This is a genomic window from Curtobacterium sp. PhB172, assembly GCF_003752545.1.
GTDB lineage: Bacteria > Actinomycetota > Actinomycetes > Actinomycetales > Microbacteriaceae > Curtobacterium.
Genome location: NZ_RKIF01000010.1, coordinates 1 through 21,110, shown reverse-complemented (window position 1 = coordinate 21,110; position 21,110 = coordinate 1). Strand labels below are relative to the sequence as shown.

Here is a 21,110-nt window from a genome sequence, read left to right as displayed (position 1 = left end):
CACGAAAAAGGAGTTCGATGACCGCCACCGCACCCGTCCAGGTGCAGCACGGTCGGCACACCGCCGAGGCCCCAGCAGCCTCCGGCGGGACCGGCCCGCAGCCCCTGATGACCCACCGCCAGATCCTCCTGGTGATCTACGGCCTGATGGCGGGCATGTTCCTGTCGTCCCTCGGCCAGACGGTGTTCGGCACGGCGATCCGCACCATCGGCGACGACCTGCACGGCCTCGACCAGCAGGCCTGGGTCACCACGGCCTACCTGATCACCTCGACGATCGCGACGCCGATCTACGGCAAGCTCTCCGACATCTTCGGCCGCCGGCCCCTCTACATCTTCGGCATCGTCGTGTTCATCCTCGGCGCCGTCCTGTCGTCGATGTCCACCTCGATGCTCATGCTCGCGGCCTTCCGCGCCGTGCAGGGCATCGGTGCCGGTGCGCTGATGTCGCTGCCACTCGCGATCATGGGCGACATCCTCGCCCCGCGCGAACGTGCCAAGTACCAGGGCTACTTCCTCGCCGTGTTCGGTATCTCGTCCGTCATCGGGCCGCTCATCGGCGGGCTGCTCGCCGGTTCCTCCGAGATCCTGTGGATCACGGGATGGCGCTGGGTCCTGCTGATCAACGTGCCGATCGGTGTCGCCGCGCTCCTCATGGTCATCGTCTTCCTGCACCTGCCGAAGGTGCACAGTGCCGACGACGCGAAGCCCAAGGTCGACTGGTGGGGCGCGACCGCCGTCATCGTCACCCTCGTGCCGCTGCTGCTCGTCGCCGAACAGGGCCGCATCTGGGGCTGGGGCTCCCCCGCCGCCATCGCCTGCTACGTCGTCGGGGTCGTCGGCCTGATCGGGCTGCTGCTCATCGAGTCGAAGATGGGCGACGCGGCGATCATCCCGCTCAAGCTCTTCCGCTCGGGCACGTTCTCGATGGCGACCGTCATCGGGTTCCTGGTCGGCTTCGCGATGTTCGGTGCGATGCTCACCATCCCGCTCTACCTGCAGATCGTCGTGGGGCTCACCCCGACCGAGTCCGGCTTCGCCACGCTCCCGCTGGTCGGCGGTCTCATGATCGCCTCGATCACGAGCGGTCAGATCGTCGCCCGTGTCGGCCGCTACCGGATCTTCCCGGTCATCGGCACCGCGCTCGTGTCCGCCGGTTACGTCGTCCTGACCTTCATGTCGATCGACAAGCCGCTCTGGTTCCTGATGATCGGCATGTTCCTGATCGGCCTCGGCCTCGGCTCGGTCATGCAGTCGCTGACCCTGGCCTCGCAGGGCTCCGTCGAGGCCCGTGACATGGGTGTCGCCACGTCGTCCGCCACGTTCTTCCGGCAGATCGGTGGAACGCTCGGCACCGCGGTCCTGCTCTCCATCCTGTTCTCGGTGATGCCGGCGAACATCCTGCACGCGACTGCGAACGAGAAGGACCTCGGCCCGGCGCTCGACGCCGCGCTCAACCCCACCGTCGCCAGTGCGAAGGCGAACCAGGGCGCGATGGACAAGATCTGGACGCCCGTCGTCACCCCGCTGACGAAGACCGTGCAGTCGCAGCTCGACGCTGCCTCCGCGAAGGCGACGCAGGCCGCCGACGCCGCGGTGACCGAGCAGGTCACGGCAGCCGTGCAGCAGCAGGTCGCCGCCGGTGCGGTCCCCGCCGCCTCGGCCCAGTCCGTCATCGACCAGCAGGTCGCAGCGGCGACGCCGGCGGCCGAGCAGTCCGCCCTCGAGCAGGTCGCCGACCAGGCACACGCCAGCGTGCAGGACGGCACCGTGTCCGTCGACTGGTCGAACGCCTCGCAGCGCTCGTACTGGGTCGACGAGCTCACCCCGGAGCTCGCGAAGAAGATCGACGACGGCAACACCACGAGCGACAGCGCCACCAGCACGAACGACACCTCGTTCCTGACCGGTGCCGACAGCCGCCTCACCCGACCGTTCATGGCGGGCTTCAACGCCTCGTCCGTGACGATCTACTGGGTCGGCCTCGGTGTGATCCTGCTCGCGTTCGTGCTCACCTGGTTCTTCCGGGTGCCGCCGCTGCGCCAGCGCTCCGCCCTGCAGGAGCGTGCCGACCTGTCCGCCGAGGCCCAGCTCGAGGCCGAGGCCGGCGCAGCCGCTGCCGACGCCGGCTCGTTCACCGGTCCGATGACCGGGTCCGTGCCGACCGGATCGGTGCCGACCGGATCTGGTTCGGCCGGATCTGGTTCGGCCGGATCGGGCTCGACCGGATCGGGCTCGACCGGATCCACACCGTCGCACCGTCGGTGACCGACCGGGCCGTCCGTGCCGTGCCCCCTTTCCGGCACGGGCGGCCCACCACCCCCCACCACCACCAGGAGTCCACGTGATCACCACCCCGGCAGCTGCAGTGGCGACGGAGCCGTGCACCCTGCGGGAGCGCAAGAAGCAGCAGACCCGGCAGGCGCTGCACGACGCGGCCCTGACGCTGGTGTCAGCGCACGGGCTGGACGGCGTCACCATCGAGCAGATCTGCGCCGATGCCGACGTCTCGCCCCGCACCTTCTTCAACTACTTCTCGTCCAAGGCGCACGCGGCCCTCGGGCTCGACTCGGTCGAGGTCCCGGAGCCCTCCGCAGCATGGTTCACCGAGGCTCGTGGCGGCCTGGTCGACGACCTCTGCACCCTCGTCGCGGCGACCGTACCGCTGTCCCAGGACCGCCGACGGATGAAGGAGTTGCTGGTGCTCCGGCCCGAGATGTCCTCGATGGTGATGCAGTGGATGGCCGAGTCGCGCCAGTCCCTGCTCAGCGTCGTGGGCACCAGGACCGACGACCAGACCGCACGCACGGCGGTGACGCTCGTGATGTCGGCGCTCAGCGAGGCAGCCCACCGCGACTCCGTTCGGAACAACGAGGAGCTCGCGGTGCGGCTCCGGGCCGTGGTGCGCGAGATGGCGGCGCTGGCCTCCTGAGCCTTCCGTGCCGCGTACCGAGTCGTTTCGGGCGTACCGGGTCGGAACTTCTGACCAGGTACGCCCGATTCCGCTTTCCATCGCACGCGTTCTGGGAAAGAACGTCAGGCGGTGGTGGCGCCTGCTCGCTGCCGCGCCGGTCGGTGCCAGACGAGCGCGGCGTTGGCGCGGTCGCGGGCGAAGCGGAGCACCCGCAGCACCACGATGTCGTGGTCGCCCGCGCGGTGGACGGCCTCGACCGAGCACTCCAGCCACGAGTGGGCGCCGTCGAGCAGGATCGCTCCCGCCCCGGTGTCCGTGGACGGCACGCCGACCAGTCGCTGCGACCGATCGCGGGAGGCCAGCTGCCGGGTCTGCGCCGCGTGCCCCTCGGCGAGGACGGAGATGCCGAGCACCGGCGCCCCGGCCAGGTCCGGCCAGGTCGTCGACGAGTGCTGCACGGCGATCGTCGCGAGCGGCGGGTCGTACGAGACCCCGACGGTGAACGACGTCGCCACCATGACGACCGGCACGCCCTCGACCCGCGCGGCGATGGAGGCCACGACGGAGGGGACCTCGGCGATCGCCTCACGGATGTCGAGCGGGTCGTCGATGAAGTCGTGCTGCATGGTGGTTCCTTCGTTCAGGAGCGGGCGAGCAGGGTGCGGGCACGGCGCTCGTCGGCACGCATCGCGGCGACGAGGGCGTCCGGCCCGGGGAACGTGCGCTGCCGCCGGAGCCGACGGCCGACGGTGAGCTCGACGGGGGTGCCGTACAGGTCGCCGTCGAAGTCGAGCACGTGGATCTCGACGGTGCGCGGCCGGTCGGCGAAGGTGCTGTTGCTGCCGATCGACACGAGCGCCTCACGGGCACCGGACCACGTCGGCGCGGTCAGCCAGCCGACGTAGACCCCGTCCGACGGAACAGCGCCCGCGTCGTCGGGCAGCAGGTTGGCGGTCGGGAACCCGAGCCCGTGCCCGACCCCGGCGCCGTGCACGACCGCGCCGGTCAGGACCGCCGGCGCTCGCCCTGGCAGGGACGCCGCCGCCACGAGTGCCCCGAGGGCCGCCAGCGCCAGGGCACCGAGGGCCACCGCGTCGGTCGACACCGCGAGGAGCACGGCGGTGACCGTGCTGCCCAGGACGGCACCGAGCTGCTTCACGGTGTTGAAGGTGCTCGACGCCGCACCGATGGTCGCCGGTCCGGCCCCGAGCACCGCCGCGAGCGAGAACGGCGACCAGACGAACGCGTTCGCGACCCCGAAGCCGGTGAACGCCGTCGCCACCGCCCAGAGGGGTGCGGCGGTCCCGATGAGCACGGCGGTCAGTGCCACCGAGACGACGAGCAGGACGGCGCCGATGGTCGCCGTCGCACGGGGGCCCGCGGTGTTCGTCGTGCGGCCGACGAACGGTGCGGCGGCCAGGCAGGCGACCCCCATCGGCACGAGCTCGAGGGCCGCGGCACCCGGTCCGAGACCACGTCCGTCCTGCAGGTCGAGCATGAGCGGGATCGGGGCAGAGCCGACGCAGAACGATGCCGCGGTCGCGCCCCACGAGCCGGTCACGAACCCGCGGTCGCGGAACAGCCCGAGCGGGACGAGCGCCCGGTCCCCCGCGCGGCGCTGCACCGTGAGCACCGCAGCGACGACGAGTGCGCCGAGCACCACCAGACCGACCCGCGGCAGGGGTTCGGCGAGGACGCCGTCGCCCGTGCCCTGGACACCGACGACGACCGCGAACACCCCGGCGGTCACCCCGACGACGGCGAGCACCGGTAGGGGCACCGCGATGCGTCGGGACACCGGCACGAACCGGAGCACGGCGACGGCGGTGATGATGCCGACGGGCACGTTCACCAGGAAGACCGACGGCCACCCCCACGCCTCGACGAGCACGCCGCCGACGATCGGACCGGCGACGGTCGCCGCACCGCCGCCGGCGCTCCAGACGGCGAGCGCGACGGCGAGTCGAGGTGGTTCGAACAACGAGCGGATCACCGTCAAGCACTGGGGTGTGAGCAGGGCGGCTCCGACGCCCTGCACGGCGCGCCAGACGATGAGCGCGCCGATGCCCGGTGCGAACGCGCACCCGACCGACGCGACGGTGAACACCGCGAGCCCGAGCAGGTAGACCCGGCGGTGCCCGAAGCGGTCGCCGAGCCGTCCGGCGACGAGGAGCGGCACGGCGAACGCGAACAGGTAGGCGCTGTTCACCCAGACCGACAGCGACGCCTCGGTGCCGAGGTCGCTGCCGATGTCCGGCAGGGCGACCGACACGATCGTGCTGTCCAGCAGCAGCATGAAGAAGCCGAGGCAGAGCCCGCCGAGCGCGAGCCACCGACGGGCCGGGGTCACCTCACACCGCCAGGTTCTCGCGGAGCGTCGAACCCGGGTACCGCGGCGCCAGGGCACCTCGGGCGCGCAGCTCCGGCACGAGCAGCTCGCTCAGGTCGGCGAACCCGGTGGGCATGCCGAGCGGGCTGGACAGCATGTAGCCGCCGCGTCCGCCGGTCGCCACGAAGTTCTCCTGCAGGGCGTCGGCGACCCCCGCGGCGTCGCCGACCAGCATGTGGTCGAGGCCCGTCGCGGCACGCCAGCCGTGCTCGAAGAAGTCGTCGCGGTCCATGGTGTGGTCCTCGCCGAACTCGGCGACCAGGCTACCGACCAGGCCGGCCGGGCTCGCCTGCGCGGCGACGATCTCGTCGCGCAACTCGCCGAGGCGGAACGTCTCCGGGAGCGTGGAGAAGTCGTACCCGGCGTTGTGCGAGATGAAGGTGCCGACGGCCTCGCGGTTCCAGAACGACAGCAGCGAGTCACGGCGGGCGGTGGCCTCGGCGTCGGTGGCGCCGACGATGACCTGGGTCGCCCAGAGGATCCCGACGCCGGACGGGTCCCGACCGGCGTCGGTGAGCGCTGCGTCGAGGGCGTTCCGGTGCCGGAGCTGTCCGGCGACGCTCGATCCGAACCCGAACACCAGGTCGGCGAACGACGCACTGGCGGCGATGCCGCGCGGCGAGTTGCCGGCCTGCACGACGACGGGGTGCCGCTGCGGACTCGGGACGCTCGCGAGCGGGCCGCGCACCTTGAAGAAGCGGCCGTCGTGGTCGATGGGGTGGACCCCGGCCGGGTCGGCGAACCGCCCCGTCGCGCGGTCGCGGACGATCGCGTCGGGGGCGACGGAGTCCCAGAGCGCACGGCAGACGCCGATGAACTCCTCCATCCGTTCGTACCGCAGGTCGTGGTCGATCAGGTGGTCCGACCCGTAGTTCGCCGCGTCCGCGCCCCGCGACGAGGCGACGACGTTGAACGCCATCCGCCCGCCGGTGACGTGGTCGAGCGAGTTGAGCAGTCGGGCGACGGAGAAGGGGTGGGTGAACGTGGACGAGTAGGTGAGCCCGAACCCGATGTGCTCCGTGACGGTGGACATCGCGGCGATCACGGGCGACATGTCCTGCCGGGGCCACTGGATGCCCCACTCGACGGCCGGGTCGATGCTGCCGCGCCACGTGCTCGGCACACCGGACCCGTCGCCGAAGAACAGCATGTCGACGCCTGCGCGCTCGGCGGTCCGGGCGACCTCCATGTACATGCGGACGTCGGGGAAGTCCTGGCCGACCCAGCTGCCGGCCGCTGCCCACCGCCCCTCGGTGTGGGTGAAGGACAGGTCGTAGGCCAGGTGCATGCCGCTCATCGCGCACCCACCGGCGAAGCGGACGCAGACGCAGACGCAGACCCGGGCGCAGACGCAGACGCAGCAGCATCAGCAGCAGACGCAGCAGCGTCAGCAGCCGCGCGCCACAGCGCCACCGTCTCGTCGGCGTCGGTCACGACGCCCACGTTGAGGTCGATCAGGGTGAGTGCGGCGTCGTGCACGTCGGTGTCGTACGCGGCGGTGGCGTCCTGCGGGACCACCACGGGCCAGCCGAGCTGCATCGCGTCCTGTGCGGTGGCGAGGACGCAACACTCGGTCGTGAGTCCCACGACGGTGACCCAGCCGATCCCTGCGGCGGTGAGCCGGGCCTCCAGGTCAGTGCCCAGGAACCCGCTGTAGCCGCGCTTGACGACGCGTGTCTCACCGGGCGCGGGCGCCGTGCGGTACCACTCGGCGCCCTCCGTGCCGATCCGGCACGGCTCGTCGTCCGGCATGGGTCCGGCCGGGTCGCCCCCGCGCAGCCACGTGCTGGAGCGCCACGGCCGGGCCGGGTCGCTGCCGAGTTCGACCCAGACGACGGGGACGCCCGCTGCGCGGGCCTCGTCGACGAGCGAGCCGATGCGGGTGACGGCGGCGTCCACGGCGACGGACGCGCGGTCGTCGAGTCCGTACGGGGCGATCCGCGCCGGCTCACCGAAGTCGCGCTGCACGTCGACGACGACGAGCGCGGGACGCGAACCGCCAACCGGCGAACCTGCAGCCAGCGAACCGGCAGCCAGCGAACCGCCAGCCGGCGAACCGGCAGCCAGCGATCCCCCGTCCAGCAGCCTGACGAGCCGCGGGTCGCGACCCGCGTCGAGTCCCCCGGTCACCGGACGACCGCCGCGTCGTGCTGGCGGAGCGCCGGCAGGACGGTCTCCCCGAACAACACCATGTCGTGGTCGTACTCGGGGAAGATCAGCATCAGGCCGTCGAGCTCGCCCCGGTCGACGATGTACTCGATGTGCTCGGTGACGGTCTCGGCGGACCCGGCGACGTACGCGGTCTGGAACGCGTCCTCACCGGCAGCACCGTCCGCCCAGGCACGCGCCTGCTCGGCGGGGACGCCCCACGACGCCCGCATCGAGGCCAGTGCTTCGCGGTCGACGCCGGCACCCCACTCGCGCACCTTCCGCTGCGCGGCGGCGTCGGTCTCGCCCTGCACGACCGTGAGCATCGAGTAGGTGCGGCACTCGCGTCCCTCGGCGGCGGCTCGGTCGTGGACGTCGCGGGACAGGTCGCGCATCTCGTCCAGGCTGTCCGCTGCCAGGAAGGCGCCGTCGGCGTGCTTCGCCTGGAACGCCCGGGCCGCTTCGGACTTGCCGGCGCTGATGATGGTCGGCCGCGATGCGGGGTGGGGGCGGGACTCGCACGCGTCGAGGTCGAAGTACGGCGTGTGCATCGTCACGCTGTCCTCGGTCCACAGGCGCGTGACCGCTTCGGTCCAGAGCTCCGTCATCCGGTACCGGTCGGCGTGGCTGAGGGCCGCGTCCCAGATCCCGAACTGCTCGAACTCCGCCGCGTAGGCGCCGTTGACGATGTTCATGCCGGCCCGGCCGCCGGAGACGTCCTGCAGCGTCGTGTACATCTTCGCGGCGACCGCCGGGTTGTGGACGTTGGCGTGCATCGTCGCCCAGATCTTGACGCGCTCGGTGGCCTCGGCGATGCCGGCCATCATCGTCATCGACTCCAGGGAGCGGCCCCAGTGGTCGGTGGAGCCGCCGAAGCCGCGCCACTTCGCCATCGACATCACGAAGTCCAGGCCGATCGTCTCGGCGTGCAGCGCCGCCCGCTTGTTCCAGGCGTAGGTCGCCTCGGGGTGGGGTGCCGTGGTGGAGAGCATCCACCCGCCGTTGCCGATCGGGAGGAAGATCCCGTACTCCTTCGCGGGCATCTCACGCCGCCTTTCTGGTCGTTGCGGAACACTCGGTGACGAAGGGACTCACGGTGCCGGCCACACGGTCTCGCCGTCCTTCGTGATGGCGTCGATGTACTCGTTGGTGAACCAGCTCTTCGCGTCGTCGGCGGTCACGGAGCTCTTGACGATGTCGAACTGGTGCAGCATGTCGACGAGCTTCGTCACGTTCTCCGGGTCGATCCCGCCGAGGGGCTGGTCCGGCGTCGGGTTGTCCGCGATGACCTTCGTCTCGGTGGTCCAGATCTTGGTGTTCTGGGCGGTGTCGTAGGTCGCGCCGGACAGCTTGGCGGCGTACCCGACGCACTGCTTCGTCTTCGCCTCGCTCGCGGAGCAGAAGTCGTAGGCGTGCAGGGCTGCGCGCAGGACGTCCTCGACCGCGGTCGGGTGCGCCTTCGCGAAGGCGGGGTTCACGGCCATCGCGCCGATCGACGAGGGGATGTCGTAGTCGACGGGCTGCCAGACGGTGACGTCGTCACCGGCGGCCTTCAGCAGGTTCGGTTCGTTCGACACGAAACCGGTCAGCGCCTCGAGGCCGTTCTGCTTGCGCGGCAGGACGGACGGGTCGTAGCCCTCCTTGACGAGCGTGAGGGAGTCCCACTCGACTCCGGCCTTCTCCATCATCGCGCGGACCGAGGCGGGGACGTAGCCCTTGTGGCCGACGACCTGGCCGTCGAGCTGCGGCAGCTTCGTGATGTCCTTGTTCGTCATCAGGACGTCGAGTCCGGCGTTCGAGTACGACGAGATCCCGGTGATGTCGATGCCGTTCGCGCGGGCCTGGATGAGGTCCTGCTCGGCGACGGCGGACACGGTGGCCTGACCGCTGGCGAGGAGCTTCGTGTTCTGGGCGGTGTCACCCGAGCCCGGCTTCAGGGTCACGTCGAGGCAGAGGTCCTTGAAGTAGCCGAGCTCGTCCGCCGCGATGTACTCGAGGATCGACGCCGACGACTGGTACTGGTAGCCGGACAGGTAGGTGATCTTGCCGGCGTCCTGGTTCTCCTTGCACCGCTCGGCCGAGATCGCGCTGCCCTCGGACGAGGTGGTGCCGGCGCTCGAGCCGGTGCTGCAGCCGGTGAGCGCGAGGGCGACGACGGCGGTGGCGAGAGCCGCGAGTGCGGCCTTGGTGCGGTGCGTGGTGCGGTGCGTGGTGCGGTGCATGGTGCTGTGCTGCATGGTGCGGTGCTGCATGGTCACTCCTGTGGGAAGGGATGGGTGGTGCAGGGCGGGTGCGGGTGCAGGTGGTGCGGGTGGGTCGGTGGGTCGCCTGACGTCGGCCTGGAGGCGCGGCTGACGTCGCGCGGGCAGGCTCGCGCCGGCGGGTGGTGCGGCAGGGCCGCGGGGCGGCCGCGTGGTGGGGCCGGCAGACCGCGCGTCAGTCGTTCGCGGTGCGGTGCCAGTGCAGGACGCGCCGCTCGACGACCGTGATGAGTCCGAGCAGGACCACGCCCATCACCGCGAGGATCGCGATCGCCGCGTAGACGACGTCGAGCTGGTTCATCGACGACGCCGTGCTGATCACGGTGCCGAGGCCGCCGGTGGAACCCGAGGCGGAGAGCTCCGCGACGACCGCGCCGATGATCGACAGCGGGAACACGATCCGGAGCGCTGCGAACACGAACGGCAGGGCGTTCGGGATCCGCAGGTGCACGAGCATCTCGAACCGGGAGGCATCGATCGTCTTGTACACCTGCAGCACGGGCTGCGGCACGGACCGGAGGCCCGCGGCGGTGTTGATCAGGATCGGGAAGAAGCAGATGAGCGCCGTGATGACGAGCTTCGGCAGCGGCCCGAACCCGAACGCCACCACCAGGGCCGGAGCGATCGCGACGAGGGGCGTGACGTTCAGCACGATGGCGATCGGCATGACCGCACGGCGGACGATCGGCAGCTCACTCGTCAGCACCGCGAGCACGAAGGCGGCGAGGAACCCGATGGCCAGGCCGACGAGCGACTCCGCCAGGGTGATGCCGGCGTTCTGCAGGTAGTAGGGCAGCTGCGTGGCGAGGGTCTCCCCCACCGCGGGCAACGGCGGCAGCAGGTACGGCATCGCCGTCGCGCCGATCTGCCAGAGCACCGCCAGGACGGCGAGCATCACGACGAGGGGCAACCAGACGGTCGGTCGGAGCCAACCGGGCACCGGTCGGCGGGCGGTGCGTCGTTCGGCGTCGGCCGTGGTGGCGGTCGCCGCGGGCGCGGAGGTGGTGGTGGCGCTCATGGTCCCGTCTCCCTCAGGCCGCATCGGTCATGCGCCAGGCGCTGTGCAACCGGGTCCGAACCAGGTCTTCGTACTCGTGGAACCGCTGTTCCTCGAACAATCGCTGGTTGCGCGGGCGGGGCAGGTCGATGTCGATGACGTCGACGATCCGGCCGGGGCGCGGCGCCATCACGACGACGGTGTCCGACATCCGGACGGCTTCGGACACCGAGTGCGTCACGAAGAGCACCGTCGTGCGCAGCTCGTCCCACAGGTCGAGCAGCTGGTCCTGCAGGCTCTCGCGGGTGAACTCGTCGAGCGCCGAGAACGGCTCGTCCATCAGCAGGACGTCGGGGCGCAGGCCGAAGGCCCGGACGATCGCGGCACGCTGCTGCATGCCGCCGGACAGCTGTGCGGGGAGCTTGTCCATAGCCTCGCCGAGTCCCGCCATCCGCAGGAGTTCGCGCATGTCCGGGCCGGTGCCGGTCGGGCGCTCCTCGAGGTCCTCGATGGCGGCGCGGCGACGACCGGCACCCGGGTTCACGCGCCCGGCGAGCGACACGTTCTGCAGCACGGTGAGCCAGGGCAGCAGCGCCGGTGCCTGGGGCACGAGTCCGATGAGCTTCGCCGCGCAGGCCTGGGCCGGCGTGACACCGTGCACCCGGACGTCACCGCGGTCGGCGGGCTCGAGCCCGGCCACCAGGCGGAGCAGCGTCGACTTCCCGCAGCCGCTCGGGCCGATGAGCGACACGAACTTCCCGGGTTCGATGGTCAACTCGACGTCGTCGAGGGCCACCATGGCGCTCGGGCCGCTGCCGTAGACCTTGCGCACCGCGTCCACGCGGACCGCTGATGTGGTCATCCGTTCCTCCATACCGTCGGCGAGCACGCAGGCTCGGTCTCGTATGGCGGAGAGCGTGCGTCGCGAGCTCGGGTTGGTCTGCGACGCGGAAATCCGCTGCTGGTGTCGAGGTTAGGACGCCCGTGTTACGGAGTCGGACCACATGTGTTGCGAACGTGTGAACGAGTGCGCGGGTCGGGTCGACTGGGCTCAGCGCGGCGAGGGCACCGCGGTCTGCCCGTCCCAGACGAGCACCTCGACGCCGAGGTCCTCGGCGGCCACCGCCACCCACCCGGCGAGCGCCCTCGCCGCGGGTTCAGCGACGACGAGCACAGCCCGCTCCACGCCGGGGACCGACTGCCGCAGCCACAGCAGCTTGAACAGGTCCGCCATCACCTTGTTGCGCCAGGCGGGCTTGTAGGCGCCCTGGTTCGCGACGAGCTGCACGACGACACGGTCGGCGTCGTCGATGCCCTCGACCTCGACCCGGGCGCGGTCGAGCACGACCGTGCGCGGGCGGAGGACGAGGCCGAGGGCGGTGCCGGTGTGCTCGAGCATCCGGCGTTCGACGGAGTCGGGGGCGAACCGGCCCCACTCGGAGCGCGCGACGGGGACCTCGGTCATGTCGGCAGTGTAGGCGGGCGGGACATCTCGAGACGCCGTCGTCTCACCGAGACGCCGCCGAACGCTCGAGACGCCGCCGTTTTCCGAGGCGTCTGGACACGACGACGGCGTCTCGAGGGACTCCCGCGTCAGACGACCGACCACCCGCCGTCGCTCGGCAGCACGGCGCCGTTCACGTTGGCGGAGTCGTCGCTGAGCAGCCAGGTGATGGCCGCGGCGAGCTGCTCCGGCTGCGCGACCGGCGGGATGGCGACCTGCATGATGGGGCCGACCCGGCTGGCGGCGTACTCGCTGCGCATCGGCGCCTCGATGTTCGTCGCGACCGCACCCGGCGCGACCGCGTTGGCCCGGATGCCCTGCGGCCCGTGGAAGAACGCCACGCTCTTGGTGAACCCGGCGATCGCGTGCTTCGACGCCGTGTACGCGGCACCCGCTGCCGAGGCGCGGAGTGCGGCCTCGGACGCGACGTTCACGACGGCGCCGCGGCCGGCGGCGATCATGTGCGGCAGGACGGCGCGGGTGAGGCGCATCGGTCCGGTGACGTTGACGCTGAAGACGCGGTCCCAGGTGGCGTCGTCGACCTCGCTCGGCGGCAGGAAGGCGTCCATGATGCCGGCGACGTTCGCCAGTCCGTCGATGCGATCACCCGCTGCCGCGATGAGTGCGTCGATGGTCTCGGTCGCGGCGACGTCGCCGACGACGGTCTCGAGTTCGAGGCCCTCGAGTTCGGAGCGGAGCGCGTCGAGGCGTTCGGCGACGACGTCGGTCGCGATCACCCGCCCGCCCTCGTTCGCGATGCGCGTCGCCGTGGCGCGTCCGATGCCGGAACCCGCCCCGGTGACGATGATGGTCCTGCCGGTGAAACGTCCGGCGGTGGTGTCGGTCATGTCGTCTCCTCACTGAGAGGCGCTCGCTGCGCCACGATGGTTATAGCACTCAGTGCCGAAAGGACTCCATGCGCCCGACGAGCGACCGGCCGACGAGCGATCGACCGACGGGACGCCCCCGCACGATCGACCCGGACGCGGTGTCCCTCGTGGCGCTCCGGCTGTTCGACGAGCAGGGCTTCGACGCCGTGTCGATGGACGACGTCGCCGCAGCTGCCGGCGTGAGCCGCCGGTCGTTGTTCCGGCTGTTCCCGAACAAGGCGGCGCTCGTCTGGGGCGGGCTCGACGAGTTCGCCTCGCGGTTCGGTGACGCGCTCCGACAGCGGCCGTCCGCGGAGTCGTCGTCGGACGCCCTCCGCGCGGCGTACCGGATCGGCGCGACCTTCCCCGACGACGCCGTCGAGGTCACCCGCCACCGACTCCGTGTCATCCGGGCGAACCCCTCGCTCGAGCACGTCGGCGCGGCCACGGTCACGACCCTGACCGACGCGATCGTCCGGTTCGTGGCCGAGCGGGACGGCGCGACGCCCGACGACCTCGCGGTGTCGGTGCGTGCGCACGCCCTGGCGGCCGCGGCGAGCGCGGCCCTCACCTGGTGGGCGCTGCACGGCGACGGCCGACCGGAGGACGTCGTGGACCGCGCACTCGCCCTGCTCGCCTGAGACGCGCCCTGGACACGACCACCGGACGGACGGGAGGCCCGTGGCGGGCGCGCCACGGGCCTCCCGTCCGGCACCCGGCCCGGCTCAGCCCATCGCTCGCTTCCCACGGACGTCGCGCGACAGCGCGTCGATGCGCGCGCCGTCGCCCGGCGGTATCGTCCGGGCATGAACGTCACCGGACCGTCGCCGTACTTCCAACTCGCCGGCACCGCCAGGCAGGCCCTCGAGCACTGGCGAGGGGTCTTCGGCGGCGAGGTCCAGATCGCGACCTACGCCGACTTCTCACGGACCGACGGCCCCGCCGACGCGGTCGCCCACGGGCAGCTCACCGGCGGACTGCAGCTCTTCGCCGCCGACGCGAGCGAGACCGACGAGCCGTTCGCGGCGACCGGCCTGCTGTTCTCGCTCCTCGGGGCCGACGAACCCGACGTGCTGCGGCGGTGGTTCGACGCGCTCGCCGAGGGCGGCACGGTCGTCGACGCCCTGCAGCAACGGCCGTGGGGCGACTGGGACGGCACCGTGCGGGACGCGTTCGGTGTCACGTGGCTGATCGGGTTCGAGGCGTCAGCGCTGGGATGACGGGCGCCCTCGCTGGGATGATGGGCGCATGACCGACCGCCCCGCCGTCCTGTTCGTGTGCGTCCACAACGCCGGACGCTCCCAGATGGCCGCGGGGTGGCTGCAGCACCTCGCCGGTGACCGCGTCCGAGTGTTCTCCGCCGGCAGCGAGCCCGCCGACCAGGTCAACGCCGTCGCCGTCCAGGCCATGGCCGAGCAGGGCATCGACATCGCCGACGCCCGACCGGCGGTGCTCGAGACCGAGACCGTGCGCGAGTCGGACGTCGTCATCACCATGGGCTGCGGGGACGCCTGCCCGGTGTTCCCCGGCAAGCGCTACGAGGACTGGGACCTCGCCGACCCGGCCGGGCTGGGGATCGAGCAGGTCCGCCCGATCCGCGACGACATCCGGATGCGGGTCGAACGGTTGATCGCGTCCCTGTAGCCGGTTACTGCTGGTCGGACGGCAGCAGCGGCGCCCAGTAGGCATCCGCGCCGTCGGCCTGCACGGCGTCGCGCTCGAACCGGAAGCCGTAGTCGCGCACGAAGTCGAGTGCGGCGGCCTGCTCGTCCTCGGCGTCGTCGTGCGCGGCGTCGAACAGGTACACGCCGTGCCCCATCTTCACGCCCGAGTCGCTGATCACCGTGAGGTCCCAACGCCCTTCCTCGGCGCGTTCGATCCGCACGACGGCGGCCTGTGCAGCGGTGAAGTCAGCCATGCCGTCAGCCTACGGACGGCGCCCCGGCGGCGTTCAGGGTCCGCCGCGCCCACTACGCTGAGCACCGTCACAGGCCCGGACGAGCGGAGAACGAAGTCATGTCAGTCGGATTGCTCGCCGTGGTGGACGACATCCTCTCCGCGGCCCTGAAGGCGAGTGCGAAGACCGCCGGTGTCGTCATCGACGACGCCGCGGTCACCCCGCAGTACGTGCAGGGACTCGCGCCGGCCCGAGAGCTGCCGGTCGTCGGTCGCATCGCCCTCGGCAGCCTGTTCAACAAGTTCATCATCATCATCCCGCTGGCGCTGCTGCTCACCGCGTTCGCGCCCTGGGTGCTGCCGTACCTCCTGCTCATCGGCGGGACGTACCTGTGCTTCGAGGGCGCGGAGAAGGTCACCGAGTGGTTCGGTGTCCACCACGGCGCCGGCTCCACCGACTCGGTCACCGAACCGAAGCTCGTGTTCGGCGCCATCCGGACCGACCTCATCCTGAGCACCGAGATCATGCTCATCGCCCTGGCCGGCCTCGACCCCGACCTCGGGCTCTGGCCGACGCTCGGCGCCCTCATCGTGATCGGGCTCGTCATGACCGCGGTCGTCTACGGCGCGGTGGCCCTGCTGGTGAAGATCGACGACGTCGGTCTGCAGATGATGAAGAACTCGGTCCGCCGGACCCGTCGCACAGGAGCGCGGATCGTGCGGGCGATGCCGACCGTCTTCCGGGTCATCAGCGTCATCGGCACCGTGGCCATGCTCTGGGTGGGCGGGCACCTGGTCATCGCGAACCTCGCAGAGACCTTCTGGCACGGCCCGTACGACCTGCTGCACACGATCGAGCACGCGATCGAGGCCACAGGCCCGGTCATCACGTGGATCGTCGACACCGCGGTCTCGGCGGTCGCTGGCGTCGTCCTCGGCATGGTCGTCGTGGCGATCGTCCTCGGCATCGGTCGCCTCCGCGGGAAGCACTGACTTACACTTCTGTTCCGCCATCGGTACACTTGTGTACATGGCTGAGGAGAGTGTCGCCGAGTTCGCGGTCCGCGCGGGGTTGTCACCGCGACGCGTGCGGGCGCTGATCGAAGGGGGATCGATCCGAGCACGCCAGGTCGGCGGCCAGTGGCTCGTCGACCAATCGTCGGAACATCGTCCTGCCGCGAGTCGACCGCTCGGTGCACGGATGCGCAGCAACCTGCTGGCCTCGCTCTCCGGTCAGCCGATCGATGGCCTCTCCGCGCCGGAGCGGGTCCGTCTTCGCCGCTACCGGGACGAACTCGTTCGGAGCGCCGAACCGGACCGCATGCTCGGAGCCTGGATCCGCCCGGTCCCTGCACTTCGTCTCCGAGTGGCCGATGCCGACCTCGAGGACCTCGCCGCTGACGGTCGCCTGGTGAAGTCGGGTTTCAGCGATCCCCGCTCGGAGATCGCCGCGGCGGGGCAGCTCGAGGCTCGTGTCGCGGCCAGCGACGCCGATGCACTCCGGCGTGACTACCTCCTCCGCCCCTCCGACCAGCCCAACGTCCTGCTGCACGTCTCTGAGCAGAAACCCCCGTCGCCGGTTCCGCTCGGGTTGCTCTTGGTCGACCTCGCGGTGCACGACGGAATCCGCGAACGGTCCCGGGTCGCGGCACTCCTCCAGGCCGCGTCGTGACGATCGTCGCACCGGCCATGACGTCGGCCCAGGCAGCAGCGCGGCATGCGCTGTTCCAGGTCCACGAACGCCACCCGAGTGGATGGGCACTCGTCGGCGGACAGATGGTGCATCGTTGTGCTGGGAGCGAGGCGCTGTCCCGCCCCGGCCCACTCACGACGCAGACGCCGTGCTCGACGTCCGCGCACAACCGCGAGTCCTCCACGACTTCACCGCCGTGCTCAGCGCGCTGGGGTTCGAGTCTGCCGGCGAAGCACCGCCCGTGCTCGAGGGGACACGTGGCGTGCAACACCGGTGGTTGAAGGGCGACGCCCAGATCGACGTCCTCATCCCACGCTTCCTCGGCGAGCGAGCGGACAACCGGGTCGGCGTGACGGGTGGTCGGACGATCGCAGCGCCGGGCGGTCAAGGGGCACTCGACCGATCCGAGACGATCGACGTCGAGGTCTCGGGCAGGACGGGTCGTGTGAACCGACCGACCCTGCAAGGAGCACTGGTCGCCAAGGCGTCCGCGCTCCTCACCGGCGAAGGAACACGAGCGGACCGACACCTGAACGACCTCGCGATCCTCGCGTCGCTCGTCACCAGGCGGGACAGGGTGGGCGAGCGCCTCACCAGGACCGAAGTCGTTCGCGTCCGCTCTGCGCTCGGACTGGTCCTCGACCGCCCGCCGCTCCACCTGAGTGTCGGCGTGGACGCGGCGACGGTGACGGTCGTGCGGGAGCAGTTCGTCATCGGACCGCACTGACACGAGTCGGAACACGAGTGTTCCGACGGTGCACGCGTCGAACGTTTCGTGGTCCGTCGCAGAACGGGTGCGCGCGACCCGCGCCGCGCGCCTACCCTGGCGCGCATGGCAACGGTGCGACAGGTCCAGGTGACGTTCGACTGCGCCGAGCCGGAGCGGGTCGCCCGGTTCTGGTGCGAGGTCCTCGGCTACGAGGTCCCTGCTCCCCCGCCCGGGTTCGACGACTGGCAGGCGTTCAACGCCTCGCTCCCGCCCGAGCACCAGGACTCCGCCTTCGCGTGCGTCGACCCGACCGGCGCCGGCCCGCGGCTGTTCTTCCAGCGGGTGCCTGAGGGCAAGACGGTGAAGAACCGCGTGCACCTGGACGTCCGGGTCGGCACCGGCCTGGTCGGCGAGGAACGTCTCGCAGCGCTCGACGCGGAGAGCGCCCGCCTCGTCGCGCTCGGCGCGACGCAGTTCCGCCGCATGCTCGCGGATCAGGTCAACGAGTCCTGCATCGTGATGCAGGACGTCGAGGGCAACGAGTTCTGCCTCGACTGATCCGCGAGCGCGGGCGGACTCAGACCACCGGCCCGTAGAGCGGCGTCTCGGCCTGGTCGAGCTCGAGCTCCGCCGTCTGCTGGATGAGCGCCAGCAGGTCGGCGTCGAGCCCGGGAGCGAACTCCTCGAGGCGCTCCGGCGCGATGAACGACGGCACGCCGGCCGGGGCCTGCTCGGTCGCCGTCAGGTCCGTGCCGTCCTTCGACGGGGACGCCCCGCGGAAGATCTTGCCCGCCTCAGACGCCCCGTCGAGGTCGAAGCTGTACTGCTTGCTCTGCAGCCCGAGGTCGAGGAGCTCCTTGACCTCCGGGAACCGCTCGGCGTTCGTCTTCGGGATCGGCAGCAGGGTCTTCCAGTCGACGCCGAGGGTCTCGAGCGCCTTCGCGTAGGCGTTTTCGTGCGCCTGGTCGCGGACGATCAAGTACGCGACGGTGCTGCGCGCGATGGGGTTGTCCGTCATCTCGTAGATCCGGCACTTCTGCAGCCGACCGGTGGACTCGAGCATCAGGTTGTAGAGCAGGTCGAGCGGCAGGTTGCCGGAGTTGTAGACGTAGCTGCCGCTCCACGGGTTGCCGGCCGCGTCGACCGGCAGGGCACCCTGGGCGCCGACGAGGTAGTGGTGGATGTTGCTCGTGTCGAGCGCGATGTTGAGCGGCGTCGCACCCTTCGCACCCGGCTTGTCCAGCGGGTCGGTGAGCTTGCCGGTGTACTCGGGCGAGCCGTCGAGCAGGCGGGAGATCGTGGTGCCGATGAGCTCGACGTGGCTGATCTCCTCGGTGCCGACACCCTGGATGAGGTCGCGGTACGGCTTCGCCGCCGGGCCGCGGAAGTTCATCGCCTGGAACAGGTACTGCATCATCGTGCGCATCTCGCCGAACTGCCCGCCGAGCCCTTCCTGCAGGGCGTTGGCGGCTGCCGGGTCGGGCTCGCCGTCGGCGATCTCGTTGATCCAGGTCTGTGCGTGGAAGTACATGGGGCCTCCTTGCCGTCCGCGACGGATCCGCCGCGTGCCTCACCGTCGTCCGGCCTCCCTGGCAGGCGACACGGGTCGTCCGCTCAGCGCGGTATCGTCGTCGGCGCCGCACCGCAGCGCCCGGAAGGACCCCCGAACCGATGACCGTCAGTCACGCCGTCGACACCGCCGACCTCGACGACCTGCTCGCGCCGGACCAGGTCCTCCGCGACCCGGCGTCGCTCGAGCGGTACCGCCACGACGACGCCGAGTGGGCCGACTCCACGGCACCGCTCGCCGTCGTCCTCGCACGCAGCACCGACGACGTCGTCGCCACCGTCCGGTGGGCGGCAGCCGCCGGCGTGCGGGTCGTGCCGCGCGGCGCCGGGACCGGGCTGTCCGGCGGGGCGAACGCGATGGCCGGATCGGTCGTCCTGTCCCTCGAGCTGATGGACGCCGTGCTCGAGGTGAACACCGACGAGCGCTACGCCGTCGCCCAGCCCGGTGTGATCAACGACGCACTGCGGGCTGCCGTCGCGGAATACGGACTCTGGTACCCGCCGGACCCGGCGAGCTCGGCCATCTCGACGATCGGCGGCAACGTCGCGACGAACGCCGGCGGGATCTGCTGCGTGAAGTACGGCGTCACCCGCGACTACGTGCTCGGGATGACCGTCGTGCTGGCCGACGGTTCCGTGGTGGAGCTCGGACGCCGCACGGCGAAGGGCGTCGCCGGGTACGACCTGGCCGGCCTGATGGTGGGCTCGGAGGGCACGCTCGGCATCGTCGTGTCGGTCACCGTCAAGCTGCTCCCCCTGGCCGGACGCGACGAACGCGCCGTGATCGGCTACTTCCCCTCGCTCAGCGCCGCCGGGGACGCCGTCGCCGCGATCTCGCGTGCCGGGATCATCCCCGCCGCACTCGAGATCGTGGACCGGACCTGCCTGCGGGCCGTCGACGACTGGATGCACCTCGGGCTGCCGTCCGACGTCGACACCCTGCTGCTGGCCCGGGTCGACGAGCGCGGTGCCGCGGGGGACGAGCTCGCCGACGAGGTCGCAGCCGTCTTCGCGCAGGCCGGCGGCACCGACGTCGAGCGCGCCACGGACCCCGACGACATCGACCGGCTGTTCCGGGCACGGCGACTCGCGTACCCGGCACTCGAGCGGCTCGGACCGGTGCTCACCGAGGACATCTGCGTGCCCCGCAGCGCGGTGCCCGAGATGCTCCGACGGATCCAGGTGACGGCGGCCGCGCACGACGTCACCATCGCGAACATCGCGCACGCCGGCGACGGCAACCTGCACCCGCTGATCATCGCTCCCGAGGGCGACGACGCCGCGAAGGCCCGCGCGAAGCAGGCGTTCGACCAGATCGTCGCGGACTGCCTGGCACTCGGCGGCACCGTCACGGGTGAGCACGGCGTCGGCCTGCTCAAGCTGCCCGGCCTGCGGCAGGAGCTGGGCGAGCGGGTCCTCGCGATGCACCGTGCCGTCAAGGACGCCCTGGACCCGGCGGGGACCCTGAATCCCGGCAAGGCGTTCTGAACCCACGTGGACGACGGACGGGAGGCCCGGTGCCAGCTGGCACCGGGCCTCCCGTCCGTCGTCTGGTCGCGTCCAGGGCGCGAAGGTCACAGACCGGTAACGAGGACAGATCGGTCCAAACCTTTTGCCGGAGGCCCCCGAATCACCTGCACAGACCGGGAAACACCCGGAGCGCTCACCAGCCGCACATTGCTGGTTCTCCACCCTGCACCAGGGTGTGTTCGGCGCGCACACAGCAGCCGCGCCGAGCGCGACACCTCAGCAAAGGAAACGATCACCATGCGCAAGAGCCTGAAGACCTCCATCACCCTCGCCACGACCGGCGCCCTCGTGCTCGGCGGTGCCGCGTTCGGCATCTCCTCCGCCCAGGCCTCGACCCCCCAGGTCCACACGGTCTCGTCGTCGTCGTCGAAGATCCCCGCACCGGTCGCCTCGGTCCCCGAGGTCCTCGGTGGTTCCACCGCCGTGAAGCTCGACTCCGGCTTCACCGACGCCCTCACCGCCCTCAAGCTCACCCCCGGCGTCTCGGGCGACGCGACCCTCGCTGACGGGTCGGTGTCGTTCCCGATCACCGCCGGGTCGGTCACGTACTGGTCGCCGGACGGCAACTACAAGCCCTACGTGCAGGGCCTGCTCAACCACGACGACTCCGGCCTGACCCTGAAGGCCGGCGA

Annotated in this window: 22 protein-coding genes and 1 pseudogene; 11 read left to right on the top strand and 12 right to left on the bottom strand. The window is 71.1% G+C overall.

The features are described 5' to 3' along the window. Positions 1-17: 17 nt before the first annotated feature. Positions 18-2,267, top strand: coding sequence for an MDR family MFS transporter (locus EDF42_RS14280; protein ID WP_260235512.1), 2,250 nt, complete (start codon positions 18-20; stop codon positions 2,265-2,267). Between the two features lie 76 nt (positions 2,268-2,343). Further along, complete coding sequence (locus tag EDF42_RS14275; protein ID WP_123672916.1) at positions 2,344-2,931, top strand: TetR/AcrR family transcriptional regulator; 588 nt, start codon at positions 2,344-2,346, stop codon at positions 2,929-2,931. Positions 2,932-3,035: 104 nt separating this feature from the next. Here the strand turns inward: EDF42_RS14275 and EDF42_RS14270 are convergent, their stop codons facing one another. The 10 genes from EDF42_RS14270 to EDF42_RS14225 form a co-directional block, all read right to left on the bottom strand. Beyond that, on the bottom strand, positions 3,036-3,539 hold the full coding sequence (locus tag EDF42_RS14270; protein WP_123672914.1) for a flavin reductase family protein: 504 nt from the start codon (positions 3,537-3,539) through the stop codon (positions 3,036-3,038). Between the two features lie 14 nt (positions 3,540-3,553). Continuing rightward, positions 3,554-5,263: an MDR family MFS transporter gene (locus tag EDF42_RS14265; protein WP_260235511.1), complete on the bottom strand. Its 1,710-nt coding sequence runs from the start codon at positions 5,261-5,263 to the stop codon at positions 3,554-3,556. A gap of 1 nt (position 5,264) precedes the next feature. Next, a complete protein-coding gene (locus EDF42_RS14260) occupies positions 5,265-6,599 on the bottom strand; it encodes an NtaA/DmoA family FMN-dependent monooxygenase (protein ID WP_123672912.1) in 1,335 nt (444 codons plus the stop codon). Continuing rightward, positions 6,596-7,432: a cysteine hydrolase family protein gene (locus tag EDF42_RS14255; RefSeq protein ID WP_260235510.1), complete on the bottom strand. Its 837-nt coding sequence runs from the start codon at positions 7,430-7,432 to the stop codon at positions 6,596-6,598. Before EDF42_RS14255 ends, EDF42_RS14260 begins: the two co-directional genes overlap by 4 nt. Continuing rightward, positions 7,429-8,493 carry an LLM class flavin-dependent oxidoreductase gene (locus tag EDF42_RS14250; protein ID WP_123672910.1) on the bottom strand — a complete coding sequence of 355 codons (1,065 nt, stop codon included), beginning with the start codon at positions 8,491-8,493 and terminating at the stop codon, positions 7,429-7,431. Before EDF42_RS14250 ends, EDF42_RS14255 begins: the two co-directional genes overlap by 4 nt. Positions 8,494-8,541: 48 nt before the next feature. Next, complete coding sequence (locus EDF42_RS14245) at positions 8,542-9,702, bottom strand: ABC transporter substrate-binding protein (RefSeq protein WP_260235509.1); 1,161 nt, start codon at positions 9,700-9,702, stop codon at positions 8,542-8,544. Positions 9,703-9,886: 184 nt separating this feature from the next. Further along, a complete protein-coding gene (locus tag EDF42_RS14240; protein WP_221181033.1) occupies positions 9,887-10,729 on the bottom strand; it encodes an ABC transporter permease in 843 nt (280 codons plus the stop codon). A 13-nt stretch (positions 10,730-10,742) separates the two neighbouring features. After that, entirely contained in the window at positions 10,743-11,570 is an 828-nt protein-coding gene (locus tag EDF42_RS14235) for an ABC transporter ATP-binding protein (RefSeq protein ID WP_123673227.1), read from the bottom strand. Positions 11,571-11,759: 189 nt separating this feature from the next. Beyond that, complete coding sequence (locus EDF42_RS14230) at positions 11,760-12,173, bottom strand: hypothetical protein (protein ID WP_123340571.1); 414 nt, start codon at positions 12,171-12,173, stop codon at positions 11,760-11,762. Positions 12,174-12,301: 128 nt separating this feature from the next. Further along, the gene (locus EDF42_RS14225) at positions 12,302-13,060 is read right to left on the bottom strand and encodes an SDR family NAD(P)-dependent oxidoreductase (RefSeq protein WP_123672909.1); all 759 of its coding nucleotides are present in this window, start codon (positions 13,058-13,060) and stop codon (positions 12,302-12,304) included. A 68-nt stretch (positions 13,061-13,128) separates the two neighbouring features. Here EDF42_RS14225 and EDF42_RS14220 point away from each other — a divergent pair, with 68 nt between their 5' ends. From EDF42_RS14220 to EDF42_RS14210, 3 genes are all read left to right on the top strand, one after another. Beyond that, the gene (locus tag EDF42_RS14220; protein WP_123672907.1) at positions 13,129-13,722 is read left to right on the top strand and encodes a TetR family transcriptional regulator; all 594 of its coding nucleotides are present in this window, start codon (positions 13,129-13,131) and stop codon (positions 13,720-13,722) included. A 165-nt stretch (positions 13,723-13,887) separates the two neighbouring features. Further along, the gene (locus EDF42_RS14215; RefSeq protein ID WP_123672905.1) at positions 13,888-14,301 is read left to right on the top strand and encodes a VOC family protein; all 414 of its coding nucleotides are present in this window, start codon (positions 13,888-13,890) and stop codon (positions 14,299-14,301) included. Positions 14,302-14,329: 28 nt separating this feature from the next. Next, entirely contained in the window at positions 14,330-14,725 is a 396-nt protein-coding gene (locus tag EDF42_RS14210) for an arsenate reductase ArsC (protein WP_123672903.1), read from the top strand. 4 nt (positions 14,726-14,729) lie between these two features. On the opposite strand, the gene EDF42_RS14205 is transcribed toward EDF42_RS14210, so the two are convergent. Beyond that, positions 14,730-14,999 carry a hypothetical protein gene (locus EDF42_RS14205; RefSeq protein WP_123294645.1) on the bottom strand — a complete coding sequence of 90 codons (270 nt, stop codon included), beginning with the start codon at positions 14,997-14,999 and terminating at the stop codon, positions 14,730-14,732. 98 nt (positions 15,000-15,097) lie between these two features. Between EDF42_RS14205 and EDF42_RS14200 the strand changes: the two genes are divergently transcribed. The 4 genes from EDF42_RS14200 to EDF42_RS14185 all read left to right on the top strand — a co-directional run bounded on the left by EDF42_RS14200 (position 15,098) and on the right by EDF42_RS14185 (position 17,937). After that, positions 15,098-15,970, top strand: a complete 873-nt coding sequence (locus tag EDF42_RS14200; protein WP_123294644.1) for a DUF808 domain-containing protein — start codon at positions 15,098-15,100, stop codon at positions 15,968-15,970. 37 nt (positions 15,971-16,007) lie between these two features. Next, the gene (locus tag EDF42_RS14195) at positions 16,008-16,649 is read left to right on the top strand and encodes a helix-turn-helix domain-containing protein (RefSeq protein WP_123672901.1); all 642 of its coding nucleotides are present in this window, start codon (positions 16,008-16,010) and stop codon (positions 16,647-16,649) included. 169 nt (positions 16,650-16,818) lie between these two features. Next, complete coding sequence (locus tag EDF42_RS14190) at positions 16,819-17,397, top strand: hypothetical protein (RefSeq protein ID WP_260235508.1); 579 nt, start codon at positions 16,819-16,821, stop codon at positions 17,395-17,397. Positions 17,398-17,502: 105 nt separating this feature from the next. Next, a complete protein-coding gene (locus EDF42_RS14185; protein ID WP_123672899.1) occupies positions 17,503-17,937 on the top strand; it encodes a VOC family protein in 435 nt (144 codons plus the stop codon). Positions 17,938-17,956: 19 nt separating this feature from the next. Here EDF42_RS14185 and EDF42_RS14180 read toward each other — a convergent pair whose 3' ends face one another. After that, positions 17,957-18,910 (bottom strand): manganese catalase family protein, encoded by a 954-nt coding sequence (locus EDF42_RS14180; RefSeq protein WP_123672897.1) that lies wholly within the window; start codon positions 18,908-18,910, stop codon positions 17,957-17,959. A 140-nt stretch (positions 18,911-19,050) separates the two neighbouring features. Here EDF42_RS14180 and EDF42_RS14175 point away from each other — a divergent pair, with 140 nt between their 5' ends. Both EDF42_RS14175 and EDF42_RS14170 read left to right on the top strand, forming a co-directional pair. Then, entirely contained in the window at positions 19,051-20,436 is a 1,386-nt protein-coding gene (locus tag EDF42_RS14175) for an FAD-binding oxidoreductase (protein ID WP_123672895.1), read from the top strand. 279 nt (positions 20,437-20,715) lie between these two features. Continuing rightward, positions 20,716-21,110 (top strand): annotated as a pseudogene (locus EDF42_RS14170) (hypothetical protein); the annotation flags it as partial.